The organism is Serratia montpellierensis (genome assembly GCF_020858655.1).
GTDB lineage: Bacteria > Pseudomonadota > Gammaproteobacteria > Enterobacterales > Enterobacteriaceae > Serratia > Serratia montpellierensis.
Map to the genome: position 1 here is coordinate 236,048 of NZ_VOSN01000004.1, position 17,726 is coordinate 253,773.

Here is a 17,726-nt window from a genome sequence, read left to right on the forward strand (position 1 = left end):
GACAGTGCAAAACATGGACAGCCTCATTACCTTCGAAAAACTGACGGCGCAACACCTGCCTTACCTGTATGAGATCCGCTTTTCCGTTGAAGAAAACCTGTTGCATCCGCATCAGATCCAGTATCTGCAGCGCAAACAGGCGCTGGAGGACATCAACCAGGGGGGCGGCTGGATCTGCAAGTATGGCGACGACTATGCCGGCGTTGGCTTCGGGTTATTCATCCCTGAACCGCTGATCGGCGGCCTGTTCGTGAAGCCGGAATACCAGTCGAAGGGGATCGGCTCCGCCTTACTGGCACGGGTCACTCACTGGATGTTTGAGCACGGCGCCGAAGCGATCCACTTAACCACCGATCCCGGCTCCAAAGCCGAAGGATTTTATCAACATCACGGCTGGGCCGTGGTCGGGCAGGATGAGTTCGGCCAGGCCGAACTGGTGAAACGCAAAGAGGGTGAATAATGACAGTCAAAGGATTGATGACGTTACTGCTGCTTTCGCTGTTCAGCGCACCGCTGTATGCGGCCGTTGACTATTTTTACCTGAAACCGCTCGACGGTGAGAAGATCAAAATCACCCGGCAGATGCTGGAGGCGATGCCGCCGCATACGATTAGAACCTCGACCAATTTCACCCCGGAAGATACGTTCACCGGCGTTGAGTTTGCGGAGCTGGTGAAAGCCTATCATCTGAAAGGCCAGTCGGTGCGCGCTTTCGCCTGGGATGATTACTCTTACTCGATGCCGATTGACGAGATGATTAAATACCGCGTGATCGTCGCCTATCAGCGCGGTGGCAAGCTGATCGACGTTGGGGAGCTGGGGCCGTTCGCCATTATTTATCCGCGCGATGGCTACGCCGAGCTGAATAACCTGGATGTGAATGCGAAAACTGTCTGGCAAGTTAAACGGTTGGAGCTGAAATAAGATGAGCAAAAAACTGATCGGTACTCTTATCGCGTTGGTTGCCATCTTCTCTTTATTAATTTTGTTGATTGCCATTAACTTCGGCGGCGTAAAAGAGCGCTACAAGCAAATCGAGCCGAATCTGGACAACTATTCGGTGGCCGAGATCCTTTTTCTGGCGTTTGAAAGGACCAAAATCGCGCTGCTGCTCAGTGAAAACAACGACTACGACGCCTTCCTGATCAAAAAGAAAATCTTCTACTCGAAGATTCAGATCCTGGAAAGTCGTTCGACCTTCAGCGACTCTTTTTATTACGACGACGAGTTCATCAAGAATGTTGCGCTGCTGAAGCAGCAGTACCGCACGTTGGACGATCTCTCCGCCGGCTTGCTGGTGGGGCAGAAAAACAAGGCGGACATTCTCTCTTATATGGATGATATCGAGGGTACGCTGGTCGATATCCAGGAAATTATTTATCGGATACAGATTAAAAACTTTACCGAAGTGAAAGGCATCATCCAGGACAACTCGAGTAAAGCCGAGATGTTCGCCATCTTTTCGCTGATTTTAGTGTTCCTGATGATGTTTCTGGTGCTGAGAAATGCCGTCTCGCTGAAAGAGATCATCAAGAACAAGAACATCTTTATCTCTTCCATCTACCACGAGATCGCCGGCTCGACCCAGGCCATCGTCATTGCTGCGGATATCATGGAGCACGAGCTGGCGCAGGAAGAGTTGAAAAAAGAAGCCCGCCTGATCTCCTATCACGGTAATAAGATCGCCGAACAAACGCGCGAAGTGATGGATTATTCACGGCTTGAGATGGGCGAAGTTAAAATCAACATTTCCACCTTCCGGCTGAATGAGGTGGTGGACGATGCCGTAACCGGCATCGGCGCCGGGCGCGGCAATCGCCTCGTGATTCACCGTTCGTCTTATGCCGGCCTGATCGGTTCCGATAAATACAAGCTCTACCGAATATTGGCCAACCTGCTCAGCAACGCGGACAAATTTACCCACCGGGGCGTGGTTGCCCTCAATGTGAAGGTATGCCACGGCAACCTGTATTTGCGGGTAAAAGACACCGGCATCGGGTTTAACGTCGATAACCTGGATCGGTTATATAAGGCGTTCAACCAGGGGGTGGAAAGGGAGACTCGGCAGGGATTGGGGCTGGGGCTGACCATTATCAAAAATTACGTCACGACGATGAAAGGCACCATCAAAGCCAAATCCGTCGAAGGGGTTGGCTCGTCGTTTTTGATCCGTGTCCCGGTCAAACTAATTAAAGAATAGGTTCGACAGCAGCAGCGAGGAGATAATCAGCGGCTTGGTCGGTTTTTCCACCAGGTGCACGTCATAGTGCAGGATCATATCGCCGATGTTTTTCTCGTAGTGATTCAGTTGGCCGGTCAGAATAATTATGCGGGCGTGGGGATCGAGAGCGTCTTTAATTTTCTTCACGACGCGTTCGGAGGTCTCGCCGAAGTCCAACAGCCAGTCCAGGATAAACGCCTCAAAGGACTGCTGTTCCAGCGCGGCCAGCATGGCGTCCGCCGTCTGAAAGGTCTCAGTTTCGATGCCGTATCGGCTGGCAATCTTTTTCAACAGTTCGAGAATATCGCCGTCATTATCCAGGATCGCGATGCGTGGGGCCGGTAGAAAGTCTATCTTGTTGACTTTGTACAGCGGAGCATCGGCGGCATGTTCCCGATTGGTGTTGATGATGAAAAGATCGTCTTTTTTGTAGGCGTAGGTTTCGTCGTTGTCCGCTTGCGTGACCGGGCACTCGTCGACCTCAATGTTGCAGCGCTTGTGAATGCTGTTCATGATAAAGACGCTGTTATGCGTCCTTTGGCCGGCAAAAGGCTCGTTGAAATACTGGAAAACCTTTTTGACTTCATCGAGGGTGATGCCTCTCTTGCCATCCAGTTTCTGTTTGGCGCTGTTGTACTGAAGGTTCAGTATGTTGGCCATCGTGGAGGCATGCTTTCTGTCGCCAACTCCTTTCAGAGTGAGCAACGCGCTGATTGCATCGATGTAATTTGGCGTTTTCTTCATGACAACCTTGGCTTTTTTTGATGTTGACCGCGAGCGTTGAAAAACCTGCGCGAGAACCCGTGCTGGATTATAGATGATGCCCCGGAGGTTGCGGCGATATCAGTTTGATTTTCCTTGGCAAACTCAGAACACACTCGATACTAAATAAAAAAACACTCAAAAGACATTCACATTTAACCGTTTATGTGGTTAATTAGCGCACATACTGTGTGATTCGCGTCCTGGGGGGGTGCCAGTCTCACAAAATAAACCGCCTGCTCTTGTCCGTAAGCAGGGAGCAGGCGGCAAAAAGATCCGCGGCCAACACCAGGGCCATTGGCAGCACCGGGGATGACCATTCGAAACTCTCTTCGTCGCTGTACCTTCTTTTTTTCCTCTTTCCCCACTTTTCTGCCACAACAGCGTCTATGAATATCACCCCCCGAGTCTGTGCTGAACGCCGCTATGCCCTCATTCTGCCTATCACCTTCGCTGACAAGACAACCTGTCCGTACGCCCTTACAGGCCGCGATACGCCATATGCGCGTTGCCGCGGACGAGAGCCCGGTGTCGCGCAGGAGCATCTCCGGCGCGATCCGGGATGGGATAAGGCGGGGCCATCGAGAGGGAGACGGCCCCGGCCGGCGCCGGGTTTGGCGGTCGGCAAGGTCACTATAGCCGGCGGGCCTGTCGGCGCCAGCGCCACCGTTCGGCATTGCGCGGCTGTTCCAGCGTTTTCTTCGCACGGTGGTAAACGTTGCCGCTTATTGCGCGCTGCGTCCCAGATAATCGTCCCAGTCTTTCCACACTGGCTGCAGCCCGGCATTGCTGATGGCCTCGGCGACCTGCTGCGGCGTGCGGCCGTCGTGCGGCTCGAACTGTTCCAACTCCGGCGGTACGTCGTCGGCATAGCCGCCGGGCTGCGTCTTGGATCCGGCGCTGACGCTGTTGATCGCCACCGGGATCATATGATCGCGGAAGTACGGCGACTCACGCGTAGACAGCGACAGCTCAACGTCCGGCGCGAACAGCCGGAAGGCGCAGATCAGCTGCACCAACTGAGGCTCGCTCATGATCGATGCCGGTTCAATGCCGCCGGCGCAGGGGCGCAGACGCGGGAACGAGATCGAGTAGCGGCTCTGCCAGTAGGTTTGCTGCAGGTAGAACAGATGTTCCGCCAGCAGGTAACAGTCGGTGCGCCAGCTGTTGGACAGGCCGATCAACGCGCCGAGGCCGATCTTGTCGATCCCGGCGCGCCCCAGGCGATCCGGCGTGGCCAGACGCCAATGGAAATCCTGCTTCTGGCCGCGCAGATGGTGCTGCAGATAGGTAGCCGGGTGGTAGGTTTCCTGATAGACCAGCACGCCGTCCAGGCCCAGCGCTTTCAGTTCGGCGTACTCGTCCTGCGCCAGTGGCTGCACTTCCATCATCAGCGAACTGAAGTGCCGGCGGATCGCCGGAATGTGCTGACGGAAATAGTCCATGCCGACCTTGGTCTGATGTTCGCCGGTGACCAGCAACAGATGTTCGAACCCCAGCGCCTTGATGGCTTCGCACTCGCGTGCGATCTCCGCCGCATCGAGCGTTTTGCGCTTGATGCGGTTACTCATAGAAAAGCCGCAGTAGGTGCAGTCGTTGGCGCACAGGTTAGAGAGGTACAGCGGCACATAGAAGCTGACGACGTTGCCGAACCGCTGACGGGTCAGCTGCTGCGCGCGCTGCGCCAGCGGTTCCAGATACGGCGCGGCGGCGGGGGAGATCAGCGCCATAAAGTCGTCGCGCGTCAGCTTGTCGGCGTTCAACGCGCGCTCCACGTCGCGTGCGGTTTTGCCGTTGATGCGCAGCGTAATGTCGTCCCAGTCCAGCTGTTGCCAGCGGCTACTGAAATCGTCGGCCATCACTGTGCCTCCTCTGGCTGGCTGAGGAAGGCGGTCAGCGGGCTGGATGCGGCTGCATTGCGCTGACTGGCGCCCAATCCGGCGCTGCGCGCCAGCTCGCCGGCTTCCAGCGCCTGGCGGAACGCCTGCGCCATTTGCACCGGATCGCGCGCAACGGCGATGGCGGTATTCACCAGCACCGCGTCGGCGCCCAGCTCCATCGCTTCCAGCGCGTGGCTTGGCGCGCCGACGCCGGCGTCGACCACCACCGGCACCTTGGCCTGCTCGATGATGATCTCGAGGAAGTCACGGGTGCGCAGACCGCGGTTGGAGCCGATAGGGGCGCCGAGCGGCATCACCGCCGCACAGCCCACCTCTTCCAGCCGTTTGCACAGCACCGGATCGGCACCGCAGTAGGGCAGTACCACAAAACCGTCTTTCACCAGCGTTTCCGCCGCCTTCAGCGTTTCTATCGGATCCGGCAGCAGGTATTTCACATCGGGATGGATCTCCAGCTTCACCCAGTGGGTGCCGAGCGCTTCACGCGCCAGCCGGGCGGCGAACACCGCCTCGGCGGCCGTTTTGGCGCCGGAGGTGTTGGGCAACAGCCGGGCGCCCAACTGTTGCAGCGGTGCCAAAATGGCGTCGTTGCCGCCGCGCAGATCGACGCGCTTCATGGCCATGGTCACCAGCTGTGAGCCGGAGGCCGCCAGCGCCTCCAGCATCAACGCCGGGGTGGCGAACTTGCCGGTGCCGGTGAACAGACGCGAGGTAAAAGTGGTATCGGCGATTTTCAGCATGTCAGCCTCCGGCGATCGCTTGAAACAGCAGGATGTCATCGCCGTCCTGCACCTGATGGTCGGCCCAGTCGGCGCGCGGGATGATGGTTTGGTTGATCGCCAGCGCGGTGCCCGGCTGGTGGCGCTCCAGCTGGGTTAGCAGGGCGGCGACGCTAAGCGGCTGCGCCAGCTCCAGCGGTTGATCGTTTAAACGGATTTTCATGCCGTGCCTCCGCATACCGGGCAGGCACGGGCCTGGCTCAGTTGCAGCGTGCTCCAGCTCTGCTGCTTGCCGTCGAACAGCCGCAGCTTACCGCTGAGGGAGGAAGGCATGCCGGCCAGCATTTTGATGGCTTCCAGCGCTTGCAGGGTGCCGATCACGCCGACCACCGGGCCGAGCACCCCGGCGGTGCGGCAGTTGCGCTGCGGCTCTTCCTGATCCGGGTACAGGCAGGCGTAGCAGCCGTGCGCATAGGGCGGCTCGAGCACCAGCAGCTGGCCGCTGAAACCGACCGCGCTGCCGCTGATCAGCGGCTTGGCGGCGGCGATGCAGGCGGCATTGACCTCATGGCGGGTCGCCATATTGTCGCAGCAGTCCAGCACCAGATCGGCGCGGGCGACCGCGTCGCGCAGCGCTTGCCCCTGCAGCCGCTGCGCCAGCGGGATGGATTCCACCAACGGGTTCAGCGCCTGCAGGTGGCGTTGCGCCAGCGCCGCCTTACCGCTGGCGGTATCGGCGCTGCGGTAGAGGATTTGCCGCTGCAGGTTGGTGACGTGCAGCTGGTCGTCGTCGGCCAGCAGCAGCGTGCCGACGCCGGCGGCGGCCAGATACAGTGAAGCCGGGGAGCCGAGCCCGCCTAAACCGACGATCAGCACCGTGGCGCGCTTGAGCCTCTCCTGGCCTTCCGGGCCGACGTCCTCCAGCAGCAGCTGGCGGCTGTAGCGCAGGAATTCCTGATCGTTAAGCATCGCTCGGTTCCTCGCCTTCGATCAGCCGCAGCAACTCGGCCGTCGCCGCGCGCCAATCCGGCGCCTGGGTGATGGCGCTGACCACCGCCACGCTGCCGACGCCGCACGCCAGCACCGCCGGTACGCGATCGATACTGATCCCGCCGATCGCCACCGTCGGGTAATCCGCCAAATCGGCGATGTGGCGTTTCAACTCCGTCAGCCCCTGCGGCGCCGAAGGCATGTCTTTGGTCTGGGTGGGGAAGATGTGCCCCAGCGCGATGTAGGACGGTTTCACCGCCAGCGCGCGCGCCAGCTCGGCGTCGTCATGGGTGGACACGCCCAGCCGCAGCCCGGCGCGGTGAATGGCCGCCAGATCGGTGGTATCGAGATCTTCCTGGCCCAGATGCACGCCGTAGGCGCCGTGCTTGATCGCCAGCCGCCAGTAGTCGTTGATGAACAGCCGTGCCTGATAACGCTGGCCCAGCGCGATGGCGGCAGCGATATCCTCTTCGACCTGCTCGTCAGGCAGATCCTTGATGCGCAGCTGGATCGTGGTGACGCCGGCCTCCAGCAGGCGAGCGATCCATTCCACGCTGTCGACGACCGGGTAAAGCCCCAGCTTGTGGGGCGTAGCCGGGAAGGGGGTCGTGATATCAGTCATTGCTTGTCTCCTCTTGCAGGGTGCCGGCGCCGGCGCTGTGATACAGCTCGCTGCCGCGGGCGCGGAACTCGGCGGACATTTTCTCCATGCCGGTCAGCTGCACTTCTATCGGTTTGGCGGCCTCCTGGGCGGCGGCGTAGTCGCGCACCTCCTGCGAAATCTTCATCGAGCAGAATTTCGGCCCGCACATCGAGCAGAAGTGGGCGACCTTGCCGGATTCCTGCGGCAGGGTTTCGTCGTGATAGGCGCGCGCGGTGGCCGGATCGAGTGCCAGATTGAACTGATCTTCCCAGCGGAATTCGAAACGTGCCTTGGACATGGCGTTATCGCGGATCTGCGCGCCCGGATGGCCCTTGGCCAGATCGGCGGCGTGAGCGGCGATCTTGTAGGTGATCAGGCCCTGCTTGACGTCCTCTTTGTTCGGCAGGCCGAGGTGCTCTTTCGGCGTGACGTAACACAGCATGGCGCAGCCGAACCAGCCGATCATTGCCGCGCCGATGCCGGAGGTGAAATGGTCATAGCCCGGTGCGATATCGGTGGTCAGCGGGCCGAGAGTGTAGAACGGCGCTTCGTGGCAGTGTTCCAGCTCTTCGGTCATGTTGCGGCGGATCATCTGCATCGGCACGTGGCCCGGGCCTTCGATCATCACCTGCACGTCGTATTCCCAGGCAATTTTGGTCAGCTCGCCCAGCGTATGCAGTTCGGCGAACTGGGCTTCGTCGTTGGCGTCCTGAATCGAGCCGGGGCGCAGGCCGTCGCCGAGCGACAGCGAAACGTCGTAGGCGGCGCAGATCTCGCAGATTTCACGGAAATGCTGATAGAGGAAGTTTTCCTGATGGTGCGACAGACACCATTTGGCCATGATCGAGCCACCGCGTGACACGATGCCGGTCAGGCGTTTGGCGGTCATCGGCACGTAGCGCAGCAGCACGCCGGCGTGGATGGTGAAGTAGTCGACCCCTTGCTCCGCCTGTTCCAGCAGCGTATCGCGGAACATCTCCCAGGTGAGGTTTTCCGCCACGCCGTTGACCTTCTCCAGCGCCTGGTAGATCGGCACGGTGCCGATGGGCACCGGGCTGTTGCGCAGGATCCACTCGCGGGTTTCGTGAATATAGCGGCCGGTGGAGAGATCCATCACGGTGTCCGCGCCCCAGCGGGTGGACCACACCAACTTCTCCACCTCTTCTTCGATCGACGACGTGACCGCCGAGTTGCCGATATTGGCGTTCACCTTCACCAGGAAATTGCGGCCGATGATCATCGGCTCCGCCTCCGGATGGTTGATGTTGGCGGGAATGATGGCGCGGCCGGCGGCCACTTCCTGACGCACGAACTCCGGCGTGATGTTGTCCGGCAGGTTGGCGCCCCAGCCCTGGCCCGGATGCTGGTGGCGCAGCACCTCGCCGCGAATGCGTTCGCGCCCCATATTTTCACGGATGGCGATGAACTCCATCTCTGGGGTGACGATACCGGCGCGGGCGTAGTGCAGCTGGGTCACGCGCTGGCCCGGCAGCGCTTTGCGCGGCAGCGGCAGATGCTCGAAGCGCAGGTGATCCAACCCCTCGTCCGCCAGCCGCTGTTGGGTGAAGCCGGAGCTGGCGCCGCTTAGGGTGGCGGTATCGCCGCGCGCGTCGATCCAGCCTGCGCGCAGCTTGGCCAGACCGGCGTGCACGTCGAGCTTGGCCTGCGGATCGCCGTAGGGGCCGGCGGTGTCATACACCGGGATCGCCTCGTTGGGTTCATACTGCGGGTGGTCTTTGCTGCCGCCGAGCAGGGTCGGGCTGAGCTGAATTTCGCGCATCGGCACCTGGATATCGCTGCGCGAGCCCTGGAGATAGATGCGACGTGAGTTCGGGAAAGCCATGCCTTGCAGGGTGTCGATAAACTGCTGAGCGGCTTCGCGTTGCGCTTTACGGGCGCGCGGTGGATTAACGTTAGACATAGCAAGTTCCTACCAGTGTGTTGGATTGGGAAAGTTGCTTGTCTGGAGCTCGGAGGGAGTAATGATGGTGGCCGATAAGGCAGGGCACCCGCAAGGGGAAGGCCGTGCCTGTGGCGATAGATTACTCTTGTTCCCTTCGCGGGTATTAACCCGATCAGGTTCCGCGGATCCCGAATTAACGGTCTCAGCCTGGCTGATTCGATGAACAAATCAGGCGCTAGGCACTCCGACAAGATGCCCCCCAGTATAGGAGGGATAAGAAAAAAAACTATAAAATTTTAACGCGCCGGATCCAGCGCCTGGTCCGGCAGCGGTTGCTGTGCGGCTTCCGCTTCCAACTGGATCAGCTTATCTTCCAGCGCAAAGCGCGCCGCCAGCGTTTCGCCGATATCCGACAAGGCCTGGTGGAATTCCAGACAAACCTCCTGATCGATATCCACTTCGGTATAGCGATCGTGGAACGCCATGATCTGTTCGGTATTGGCCCACAGCTTGGGGTAGATGTTCACCGCCAGCGACATTTTCGGACTGGCTGCGCCTTCCACTTGTTTGATAATTCTGTCATAGATATGAAAATGCCCTGCGGAGAGGTAATCCACCAGGTTGTGGCAAAAGTTCTCCAGCGCTTTTTCATTCAGCGGCGTATGCTTTTCTTTATTCGGTTTGAGGCCTACCAGCGTGCAGTAGGCGACCAGCAACTGCTTGCGGGCTTGAAGCCATTGATCAACTAATTCATTACTACCGCCAACGCGCTGAGTCAGCCTTTCCAAACGGTTGAGCATGTTTGACTCCGTGTAAGTAACAAAAGTAACCGGTAAGTTATTAAAATGTAACAAAGCCGATTTGTAGAGTGCCAGTGAAGCTGAGGTTGTGCAACAACGATATGGAACTTGCATTAACGGGCAATGAAAACGGCTGGTGGATCGTCAGCCATGAAAGCAAACTTTGGTTACCGAACGGTGAATTGCCGTCGGGGACGGCCGCCGCCCTCGGGCTACAGGGCCACATGGCGCGCACCATCGGTGAATGGGAGGGGGCGCCGGTTTGGCTGGTGCGCCAGGCGATGCCGCGGGAGATGGGATCGGTGCGTCAGCTGTTGGATCAGGATCGCGGTCTGTTCCAGCTTGCCGGGCGCGGCGTTCAGTTGGCGGATTTCTACCGCTCTCATCGCTACTGTGGTTATTGCGGCCATGAAATGCACCTCAGCCGCTCCGAAAGCGCCTGCCTGTGCGGCCACTGCAAAGAACGGTATTACCCGCAGATTGCGCCCTGCGTGATCGTCGCCATTCGGCGCGACGATCAGATCCTGCTGGCGCAACACGTGCGCCATCGCGGTGGCATCCACACGGTGCTGGCCGGCTTCGTCGAAGTAGGCGAAACGCTGGAACAGGCGGTAGCGCGTGAAGTGATGGAAGAGAGCAATATCGAAATCAAGAACCTGCGTTACGTCACCTCACAACCCTGGCCGTTCCCGCACTCGCTGATGATGGCCTTTATGGCCGATTACCATCAGGGTGACCTTCGTCACGACCCCAAAGAGCTGCTCAACGCCGGCTGGTACCGCTACGACCAACTGCCGCTGTTGCCGCCGCCCGGCACCGTGGCGCGCCGGTTGATTGAGGACACCGTGGCGCTGTGCCGGGCAGAATAATGTACAATGGCCGGCAGATTATTAAGGGAGCCCCATAAATGACTGAGTTGAAGAACGATCGCTACCTGCGCGCGCTGTTGCGCCAGCCGGTGGATGTGACCCCCGTATGGATGATGCGCCAGGCCGGTCGTTATTTACCGGAGTACAAGGCGACCCGCGCCCAGGCCGGTGATTTCATGTCGCTGTGCAAGAACGCGGAGCTGGCCTGCGAGGTCACGCTGCAACCGCTGCGCCGCTATGCGCTGGACGCCGCCATCCTGTTCTCCGACATTCTCACCATTCCCGACGCCATGGGGCTCGGCCTGTACTTTGAAGCCGGCGAAGGTCCGCGTTTCAGTTCCCCCGTCACCTGCCGCGCCGACGTCGACAAGCTGCCGGTGTTCGATCCGGAAGTGGAGTTGGGCTATGTGATGAACGCGGTGCGTACCATCCGCCGCGAGCTGAAGGGCGAAGTGCCGCTGATCGGCTTCTCCGGCAGCCCATGGACGTTGGCTACCTACATGGTTGAAGGTGGCAGCAGCAAGGCCTTCACCAAGCTGAAAAAGATGATGTATGCCGAACCGGCCACGCTGCACCTGTTGCTGGACAAGCTGGCGGACAGCGTGATCCTGTACCTCAACGCCCAAATCAAGGCCGGCGCGCAGTCGGTGATGGTGTTCGACACCTGGGGCGGCGTGCTGACCGGGCGCGATTACCGCGAGTTCTCTTTGCACTACATGCACAAAATCGTCGATGGTCTGCTGCGTGAAAACGACGGCCGCCGCGTGCCGGTGACGCTGTTCACCAAAGGTGGCGGGCAGTGGCTGGAGGCGATGGCCGCCACCGGCTGCGATGCGCTGGGGCTGGATTGGACCACCGACATCGCCGACGCGCGTCGGCGCGTGGGCGACAAAGTGGCGCTGCAGGGCAACATGGATCCGTCGATGCTTTATGCTTCCCCGGCGCGCATCGCGGAAGAAGTGGAGACCATTCTGGCCGGTTTCGGCCACGGCAACGGCCATGTGTTCAACCTGGGCCACGGCATCCACCAGGATGTGCCGCCGGAGCACGCCGGCGCCTTCGTCGAGGCGGTACACGCGCACTCGGCGAAATACCACCGTTAAGGATCCGATGTGACCGATATGGCGGCCCTGCGCGCCGAACAGCTGCGGCGCGCGGCTGAAATCATTCGCTACGACGATCTGCCGGCCGAACCGCCGGCCTTCATCGCCGGCGCCGACGTGGGCTTCGAGCAAGAGGGGGCGGTGACGCGCGCCGCCATCGCCATCCTGCGCTATCCGTCGCTGGAGCTGGTGGAGTATCAGGTGGCACGCATCGCCACCGTCATGCCCTACATCCCGGGCTTCCTGTCGTTTCGCGAATACCCGGCGCTGTTGGCCGCCTGGGGGCAGCTGCAGCAGAAACCGGGGCTGATCTTCGTCGATGGGCATGGCATTTCGCATCCGCGGCGTCTCGGCGTCGCCAGCCATTTCGGTCTGCTGGTCGATGTGCCGACCATCGGCGTGGCCAAGAAGCGCCTGTGCGGCAAATTTGCGCCGCTGGACGCCGCCGTCGGCGCGCTGGCGCCGTTGGAGGATAAGGGTGAACAGCTGGGCTGGGTGTGGCGCAGCAAGGCGCGTTGCAACCCGCTGTTCATCTCTACCGGGCATCGCGTGGGCGCCGACAGCGCGCTGGCGTGGGTGCAGCGCTGTATGGCGGGCTACCGTTTGCCGGAGCCGACCCGCTGGGCCGACGCCATCGCATCGCGTCGTCCGGCGTTTCAGCGGTGGTTGCAGCAGCATCCGGAGGTGTCGCCATGAGCGATTTCGGGTACACTGCGCCGCAGATAACGCGTAAGAGAGTAAAGCATGCTACGTAACCCGATTCATTTACGCCTGGAACGGCTCGAGGCCTGGCAACATTTGACCTTTATGGCCAGTTTGTGCGAGCGTATGTACCCGAATTACCAGATGTTCTGCAAACAGACCGAGTTCGGCGATCCGGCGGTTTATCGCCGCATTCTGGATTTGGTGTGGGAAACGCTGGTGGTGAAGGATGCCAAGGTCAACTTCGACAGCCAGCTCGAGAAGTTGGAAGAGGCGATTCCGTCGGCGGAAGATTACGATCTTTACGGCGTTTACCCGGCAATTGATGCCTGTATCGCATTAGGGGAACTGATCCATTCGCGGCTCGGCGGGGAGACGCTGGAGCACGCCATCGCCATCAGCGAAACATCGATTCGCACCGTGGCGATGTTGGAAATGACCCAAGCCGGTAAGGAAATGACCGACGAAGAGTTGGAAAGTTTGCCTGCGGTAGAGGAAGAATGGGACATTCAATGGGAAATTTTCCGCCTGTTGGATGCCTGTGAAGAGCGCGATATAGACCTGATCAAGGGGCTGCGATCCGACCTGCGAGAGGCGGGTGTCAGCAACATCGGGATAAATTTAGCGCAATAAGGCAACAAAACGTGATTTAACGCCTGATTTGTCATGCCTTAAGGCTTCACATCCGCACCCTGTCTGGTCTACATTTGGGGGGCGTAAAAAAAGTGGCTATCGGTGCGTGTATGCAGGAGAGTGCTGTCAATCGGCATATCCGTCGCACTCGATGCTTTGCAAACGATAAACACACTGTAAGGATAACTTATGAACAAGACTCAACTGATTGATGTAATCGCGGACAAGGCTGACCTTTCCAAAGCACAAGCTAAACTGGCTCTGGAATCCACCCTGGCTGCTATTACTGAGTCTCTGAAAGAAGGTGATGCAGTACAATTGGTTGGCTTCGGTACTTTCAAAGTAAACCATCGTAGCGAGCGCACTGGCCGCAACCCGCAGACTGGCAAAGAAATCAAAATCGCAGCAGCCAACGTGCCTGCGTTCGTTTCTGGCAAAGCACTGAAAGACGCTGTTAAATAAGACCGCGCCTCGGTGAAAAGATTAAACAGAGGGGCGATGGCGCCCCTTTTGTTTACTCGTCGGGCGCTCATGGCCGTTGGCATCGCCGTCGGCCTGAGCGCTTGCAGTTCCCATTCCGATATTCCCAGCTTTACCGCCAGCGGCTTCGTGGCCGATCAGGGCGTGATACGCCTGTGGCGTAAAGACGATGAGCAACATCGTCCGCAGGTGTTGGTCAGCGTCTACAGCCCTTACCGCGGTCCGGGTACCATCACCACGTTGTACACCTATCAGGGCGACGTGCTGCGCCAAATCAAACGTAACGACGCCGACGGCGATCGCGACTCTATTCAACTGCGCTTTGCCGACGACGGCACGGTGAGCTTTATGCAGCGTCAGCTGGCGACACGCCGCGAACCGCTGACTCGCGATGAAATCGCCCTGTACCAATATCAGGCGCGGCGGATCCTCGAAGTGAGCAATGCGCTGCGCGCCGGCAAGGTGAAATTGCTGCAGGGGCGTTGGATGCAGGGCGAGGTGCAAACCTGCGACGGCCAACGCATGAAACCGGGGCTGGATGCCGCCTCCATCGTCTGGATCGAAAAACGCGCCCGCAGCAGCAGCCGGCCGGTGAGCGTCGCCTGGCTGGAAGCGCCCGAAGGCAGCGAACTGCTGCTGGTGGCGAACGACGACTTCTGCAGCTGGGAACCGAAAGAAGACCAGCTATAAAAAAGGCCCCGCGCAGCGGAGCCTCTCGTCATGACCTTATACGGTCAAATCACTTGCCGCGCGCAATCGCGCGATAACCGATATCTTTGCGGCAGAAGCTGCCCGGCCACTCAATGCCTTCGGCCAGCTGGTAGGCACGTTGCTGCGCCTGCGCCACGGTGTCGCCCAGCGCGGTTACGCACAGCACGCGGCCGCCGCTGGTGACGACGTCATTGTCCTGCAGGCGTGTGCCGGCATGGAAGACCTTACCGTCGGCGCTTTCCTGCTGCGGTAACCCCTGGATAACCTCGCCGTTGCGATAGTCGCCCGGATAACCGCCGGCCGCCAGCACCACGCCGAGCGCAGGGCGTTCGTCCCAGTCAGAGCTTTTCTCGTTCAGGCGGCCTTCGGCACCCGCCAGGCACAGTTCCACCAGATCGGAGCGCAGACGCAGCATGATCGGCTGAGTTTCCGGATCGCCAAAACGGCAGTTGAATTCGATCACCTTCGGCTGGCCGTCGGCGGAGATCATCAGGCCGGCATACAGGAAGCCGACGTAGGTATTGCCTTCCGCTGCCATGCCGCGCACCGTCGGCCAGATCACCTGGTCCATGGCGCGCCGGTGGATCTCGTCGGTCACGACCGGTGCCGGGGAGTAGGCCCCCATACCACCGGTGTTCGGGCCGGTGTCGCCGTCGCCAACGCGCTTGTGGTCCTGGCTGGTAGCCATCGGCACCACGTTCTCGCCATCGACCATCACGATGAAGCTGGCTTCTTCGCCGTCGAGGAACTCTTCCACCACGATGCGATGACCGGCGTCACCGAAGGCGTTGCCGGCCAGCATGTCACGCACGGCTTCTTCCGCTTCCTGCAGCGTCATCGCGACGATCACGCCTTTACCGGCCGCGAGGCCATCGGCCTTGATGACGATCGGTGCGCCTTTGCGGCGCACATAGGCCAGCGCCGGCTCCACCTCGGTGAAGTTTTCATATTCGGCGGTTGGGATGCGGTGGCGCGCCAGGAAATCCTTGGTGAAGGCTTTGGAGCCTTCGAGCTGCGCGGCGGCCTGTGACGGGCCGAAGATTTTCAGACCGGCGGCCTGGAAGGCGTCGACTACGCCGATCACCAGCGGCGCTTCCGGCCCGACGATGGTCAGACCGATGTCATGGCTCTGGGCGAAAGCGACCAGGGCAGGGATGTCGGTGGCGGCGATCGCCACGTTTTCCAGATTGGCTTCCAGCGCGGTGCCGGCATTGCCCGGCGCAACGTAGACTTTGTCCGCCAGCGGAGACTGGGCGGCTTTCCAGGCCAGCGCGTGCTCGCGCCCGCCGTTGCCGATAATCAAAATGTTCATCAGGGGCTCCACGAATGGCGTGCGCCGGAGCGCACGCGGCAAAGGAATTAATGGCGGAAGTGACGCATGTCGGTGAAGATCATCGCGATGCCGTGTTCGTTGGCGGCGGCGATCACTTCGTCGTCGCGGATCGAGCCGCCCGGCTGGATCACGCAGGTGATGCCGACTGCCGCTGCGGCATCGATGCCGTCGCGGAACGGGAAGAAGGCGTCGGAGGCCATGGCGGATCCTTTCACCTCCAGCCCTTCGTCGCTCGCTTTGATACCGGCGATCTTGGCGGAGTAAACGCGGCTCATCTGGCCGGCGCCTATGCCGATGGTCATATTGTCACGTGCATAAACGATGGCGTTGGATTTCACGAACTTGGCCACTTTCCAGCAGAACAGTGCGTCACGCAGTTCCTGCTCGGTCGGCTGGCGCTCGGATACCACGCGCAGATCGCCGGCGGTCACCATACCCAGATCGCGATCCTGCACCAGCAGCCCGCCGTTGACGCGCTTGAAGTCCAGCCCCGCCACGCGTTGCTGCCACTGGCCGCAGGCCAGCACGCGCACGTTCTGTTTGGCGGCCAGCAGGGAGCGCGCTTCCTGGGTGACGTTTGGCGCGATGATCACTTCCACGAACTGGCGGCTGATGATCGCCTGCGCGGTGGCGGCGTCCAGCTCGCGGTTAAAGGCGATGATGCCGCCGAAGGCGGAGGTCGGGTCGGTTTGGTAAGCGCGCTCGTAGGCGGTCAGAATGTCGTCGCCGATCGCCACGCCGCAAGGGTTGGCGTGCTTGACGATCACGCAGGCCGGTTCGGCGAACTCTTTCACGCATTCCAGCGCGGCGTCGGTATCGGCGATGTTGTTATAAGACAGCGCTTTGCCCTGCAGCTGCTCGGCGGTTGCGACGGACGCTTCCTTTACCTCTTCTTCTATATAGAAGGCGGCCTGCTGGTGGCTGTTCTCACCGTAGCGCATATCCTGCTTCTTGATGTAGTTGAGGTTCAGGGTACGCGGGAAGCGGCCGGAAGGCTGTTCGGTCTCGCCGTGGTACGCCGGCACCAGCGCGCCGAAGTAGTTGGCGATCATGCTGTCGTAGGCGGCGGTGTGTTCGAAGGCTTTGATGGCGAGATCGAAGCGGGTGGCATAGCGCAGCGAGCCGTCGTTGTTGTCCATCTCGGTAATGATGGCGGCGTAGTCGCTGCTCTTCACCACGATGGCGACGTCTTTATGGTTCTTGGCGGCGGAGCGCACCATGGTTGGGCCGCCGATATCGATATTCTCGACCGCGTCTTCCAGCGAGCAATCCGGGCGCGCTACGGTTTGGGCGAACGGGTACAGATTGACGACCACCATGTCGATCGGCTGGATGTCATGCTGATTCATGACCGCGTCGTCCTGGCCGCGGCGGCCGAGAATGCCGCCGTGGACTTTCGGGTGCAGGGTCTTTACTCGTCCGTCCATCATCTCTGGGAAGCCGGTGTAGTCGGAAACTTCGGTAACGGGCAGACCGGCGTCTGCCAGCAGGCGGGCGGTACCGCCGGTGGAGAGCAGTTCAACGCCGCGCTGGGAAAGCGCTTCGGCGAATTCAACGATACCGGCTTTGTCAGACACGCTGAGCAGGGCCCGGCGGATTGGACGAGGTTGTTGCATGGTTTTATCCCTTGGCTTTGAGTCGCAATTAAAGAGCGTTACGTGAATGTCCACCTCGTTCTCTCTATAAGGAAGGGTTTTTTGCCTTATAAAGGGAGGGTCAGGCACATATTCAGGTAGCGCCCCCATAAAAAGGGGGATCGTTTCGTCGCGGGGAATTGTAGCGAAAACGTTTGCGTGGCGCTCGTAAATTTTCCGTGCAAATCACATCTGTGGATAACACTGTGCGCAAGTGGGTATAAGGCGGGGTTTTGCTGTGGAATGCAGCGAACGATCGTTTTTGCTGAAAATACCTGTTGCGGCCTGCGAGGAACTCCCTATAATGCGCCTCCATCGACACGGA

19 protein-coding genes and 1 riboswitch are annotated in these 17,726 nt (G+C 60.0%); of the genes, 9 read left to right on the forward strand and 10 right to left on the reverse strand.

Features of this window, described 5'->3' with window-relative positions; translation table 11 throughout:
• The first annotated feature begins 13 nt into the window (after positions 1 to 13).
• Genes FUU19_RS05270 through FUU19_RS05280 form a run of 3 tightly spaced genes read left to right on the forward strand, consistent with a single transcriptional unit; the run spans position 14 to position 2,200 of the window.
• Positions 14 to 460 carry a GNAT family N-acetyltransferase gene (locus tag FUU19_RS05270; protein ID WP_141971606.1) on the forward strand — a complete coding sequence of 149 codons (447 nt, stop codon included), beginning with the start codon at positions 14 to 16 and terminating at the stop codon, positions 458 to 460.
• Entirely contained in the window at positions 460 to 924 is a 465-nt protein-coding gene (locus FUU19_RS05275) for a putative pterin-binding protein (RefSeq protein ID WP_230489470.1), read from the forward strand. Before FUU19_RS05270 ends, FUU19_RS05275 begins: the two co-directional genes overlap by 1 nt.
• Position 925: 1 nt before the next feature.
• On the forward strand, positions 926 to 2,200 hold the full coding sequence (locus FUU19_RS05280) for a sensor histidine kinase (protein WP_230489469.1): 1,275 nt from the start codon (positions 926 to 928) through the stop codon (positions 2,198 to 2,200).
• Here FUU19_RS05280 and FUU19_RS05285 read toward each other — a convergent pair.
• From FUU19_RS05285 to FUU19_RS05320, 8 genes are all read right to left on the reverse strand, one after another.
• Positions 2,186 to 2,965, reverse strand: coding sequence for a helix-turn-helix domain-containing protein (locus FUU19_RS05285; protein WP_141971600.1), 780 nt, complete (start codon positions 2,963 to 2,965; stop codon positions 2,186 to 2,188). The two genes, FUU19_RS05280 and FUU19_RS05285, sit on opposite strands and share 15 nt — an antisense overlap.
• 743 nt (positions 2,966 to 3,708) lie before the next feature.
• Positions 3,709 to 4,842 carry a 2-iminoacetate synthase ThiH gene (gene thiH / locus FUU19_RS05290; RefSeq protein WP_049202135.1) on the reverse strand — a complete coding sequence of 378 codons (1,134 nt, stop codon included), beginning with the start codon at positions 4,840 to 4,842 and terminating at the stop codon, positions 3,709 to 3,711.
• Positions 4,842 to 5,621, reverse strand: coding sequence for a thiazole synthase (locus FUU19_RS05295; protein ID WP_230507086.1), 780 nt, complete (start codon positions 5,619 to 5,621; stop codon positions 4,842 to 4,844). Before FUU19_RS05295 ends, thiH begins: the two co-directional genes overlap by 1 nt.
• Before the next feature lies 1 nt (position 5,622).
• Positions 5,623 to 5,823, reverse strand: a complete 201-nt coding sequence (thiS, locus tag FUU19_RS05300) for a sulfur carrier protein ThiS (RefSeq protein WP_016929423.1) — start codon at positions 5,821 to 5,823, stop codon at positions 5,623 to 5,625.
• Positions 5,820 to 6,569, reverse strand: a complete 750-nt coding sequence (locus FUU19_RS05305; RefSeq protein WP_141971596.1) for a HesA/MoeB/ThiF family protein — start codon at positions 6,567 to 6,569, stop codon at positions 5,820 to 5,822. Before FUU19_RS05305 ends, thiS begins: the two co-directional genes overlap by 4 nt.
• On the reverse strand, positions 6,562 to 7,212 hold the full coding sequence (gene thiE, locus FUU19_RS05310; protein ID WP_141971594.1) for a thiamine phosphate synthase: 651 nt from the start codon (positions 7,210 to 7,212) through the stop codon (positions 6,562 to 6,564). Before thiE ends, FUU19_RS05305 begins: the two co-directional genes overlap by 8 nt.
• Entirely contained in the window at positions 7,205 to 9,154 is a 1,950-nt protein-coding gene (thiC, locus tag FUU19_RS05315) for a phosphomethylpyrimidine synthase ThiC (RefSeq protein ID WP_273544379.1), read from the reverse strand. Before thiC ends, thiE begins: the two co-directional genes overlap by 8 nt.
• 114 nt (positions 9,155 to 9,268) lie before the next feature.
• A riboswitch (TPP riboswitch) is annotated at positions 9,269 to 9,393 on the reverse strand.
• Between the two features lie 39 nt (positions 9,394 to 9,432).
• Positions 9,433 to 9,936: an Rsd/AlgQ family anti-sigma factor gene (locus FUU19_RS05320; protein WP_048232444.1), complete on the reverse strand. Its 504-nt coding sequence runs from the start codon at positions 9,934 to 9,936 to the stop codon at positions 9,433 to 9,435.
• Positions 9,937 to 10,037: 101 nt separating this feature from the next.
• Here FUU19_RS05320 and nudC point away from each other — a divergent pair, with 101 nt between their 5' ends.
• The 6 genes from nudC (at position 10,038) to FUU19_RS05350 (ending at position 14,413) form a co-directional block, all read left to right on the forward strand.
• The gene (gene nudC, locus FUU19_RS05325; RefSeq protein ID WP_025304948.1) at positions 10,038 to 10,805 is read left to right on the forward strand and encodes an NAD(+) diphosphatase; all 768 of its coding nucleotides are present in this window, start codon (positions 10,038 to 10,040) and stop codon (positions 10,803 to 10,805) included.
• Between the two features lie 38 nt (positions 10,806 to 10,843).
• Positions 10,844 to 11,908, forward strand: a complete 1,065-nt coding sequence (hemE, locus tag FUU19_RS05330; protein ID WP_033636735.1) for a uroporphyrinogen decarboxylase — start codon at positions 10,844 to 10,846, stop codon at positions 11,906 to 11,908.
• A gap of 9 nt (positions 11,909 to 11,917) precedes the next feature.
• Positions 11,918 to 12,604 carry a deoxyribonuclease V gene (gene nfi / locus FUU19_RS05335; RefSeq protein ID WP_197770607.1) on the forward strand — a complete coding sequence of 229 codons (687 nt, stop codon included), beginning with the start codon at positions 11,918 to 11,920 and terminating at the stop codon, positions 12,602 to 12,604.
• 48 nt (positions 12,605 to 12,652) lie between these two features.
• The gene (locus tag FUU19_RS05340) at positions 12,653 to 13,243 is read left to right on the forward strand and encodes a YjaG family protein (RefSeq protein ID WP_025160203.1); all 591 of its coding nucleotides are present in this window, start codon (positions 12,653 to 12,655) and stop codon (positions 13,241 to 13,243) included.
• Between the two features lie 189 nt (positions 13,244 to 13,432).
• Entirely contained in the window at positions 13,433 to 13,705 is a 273-nt protein-coding gene (gene hupA / locus FUU19_RS05345; protein WP_004929874.1) for a nucleoid-associated protein HU-alpha, read from the forward strand.
• Positions 13,706 to 13,741: 36 nt separating this feature from the next.
• Positions 13,742 to 14,413 (forward strand): DUF1481 domain-containing protein, encoded by a 672-nt coding sequence (locus FUU19_RS05350; RefSeq protein WP_180548021.1) that lies wholly within the window; start codon positions 13,742 to 13,744, stop codon positions 14,411 to 14,413.
• Positions 14,414 to 14,462: 49 nt separating this feature from the next.
• Here the strand turns inward: FUU19_RS05350 and purD are convergent, their stop codons facing one another.
• Both purD and purH read right to left on the reverse strand, forming a co-directional pair.
• Entirely contained in the window at positions 14,463 to 15,746 is a 1,284-nt protein-coding gene (gene purD / locus FUU19_RS05355; RefSeq protein ID WP_141971586.1) for a phosphoribosylamine--glycine ligase, read from the reverse strand.
• A gap of 47 nt (positions 15,747 to 15,793) precedes the next feature.
• Positions 15,794 to 17,383: a bifunctional phosphoribosylaminoimidazolecarboxamide formyltransferase/IMP cyclohydrolase gene (purH, locus tag FUU19_RS05360; protein WP_141971584.1), complete on the reverse strand. Its 1,590-nt coding sequence runs from the start codon at positions 17,381 to 17,383 to the stop codon at positions 15,794 to 15,796.
• Positions 17,384 to 17,726 lie beyond the last annotated feature (343 nt).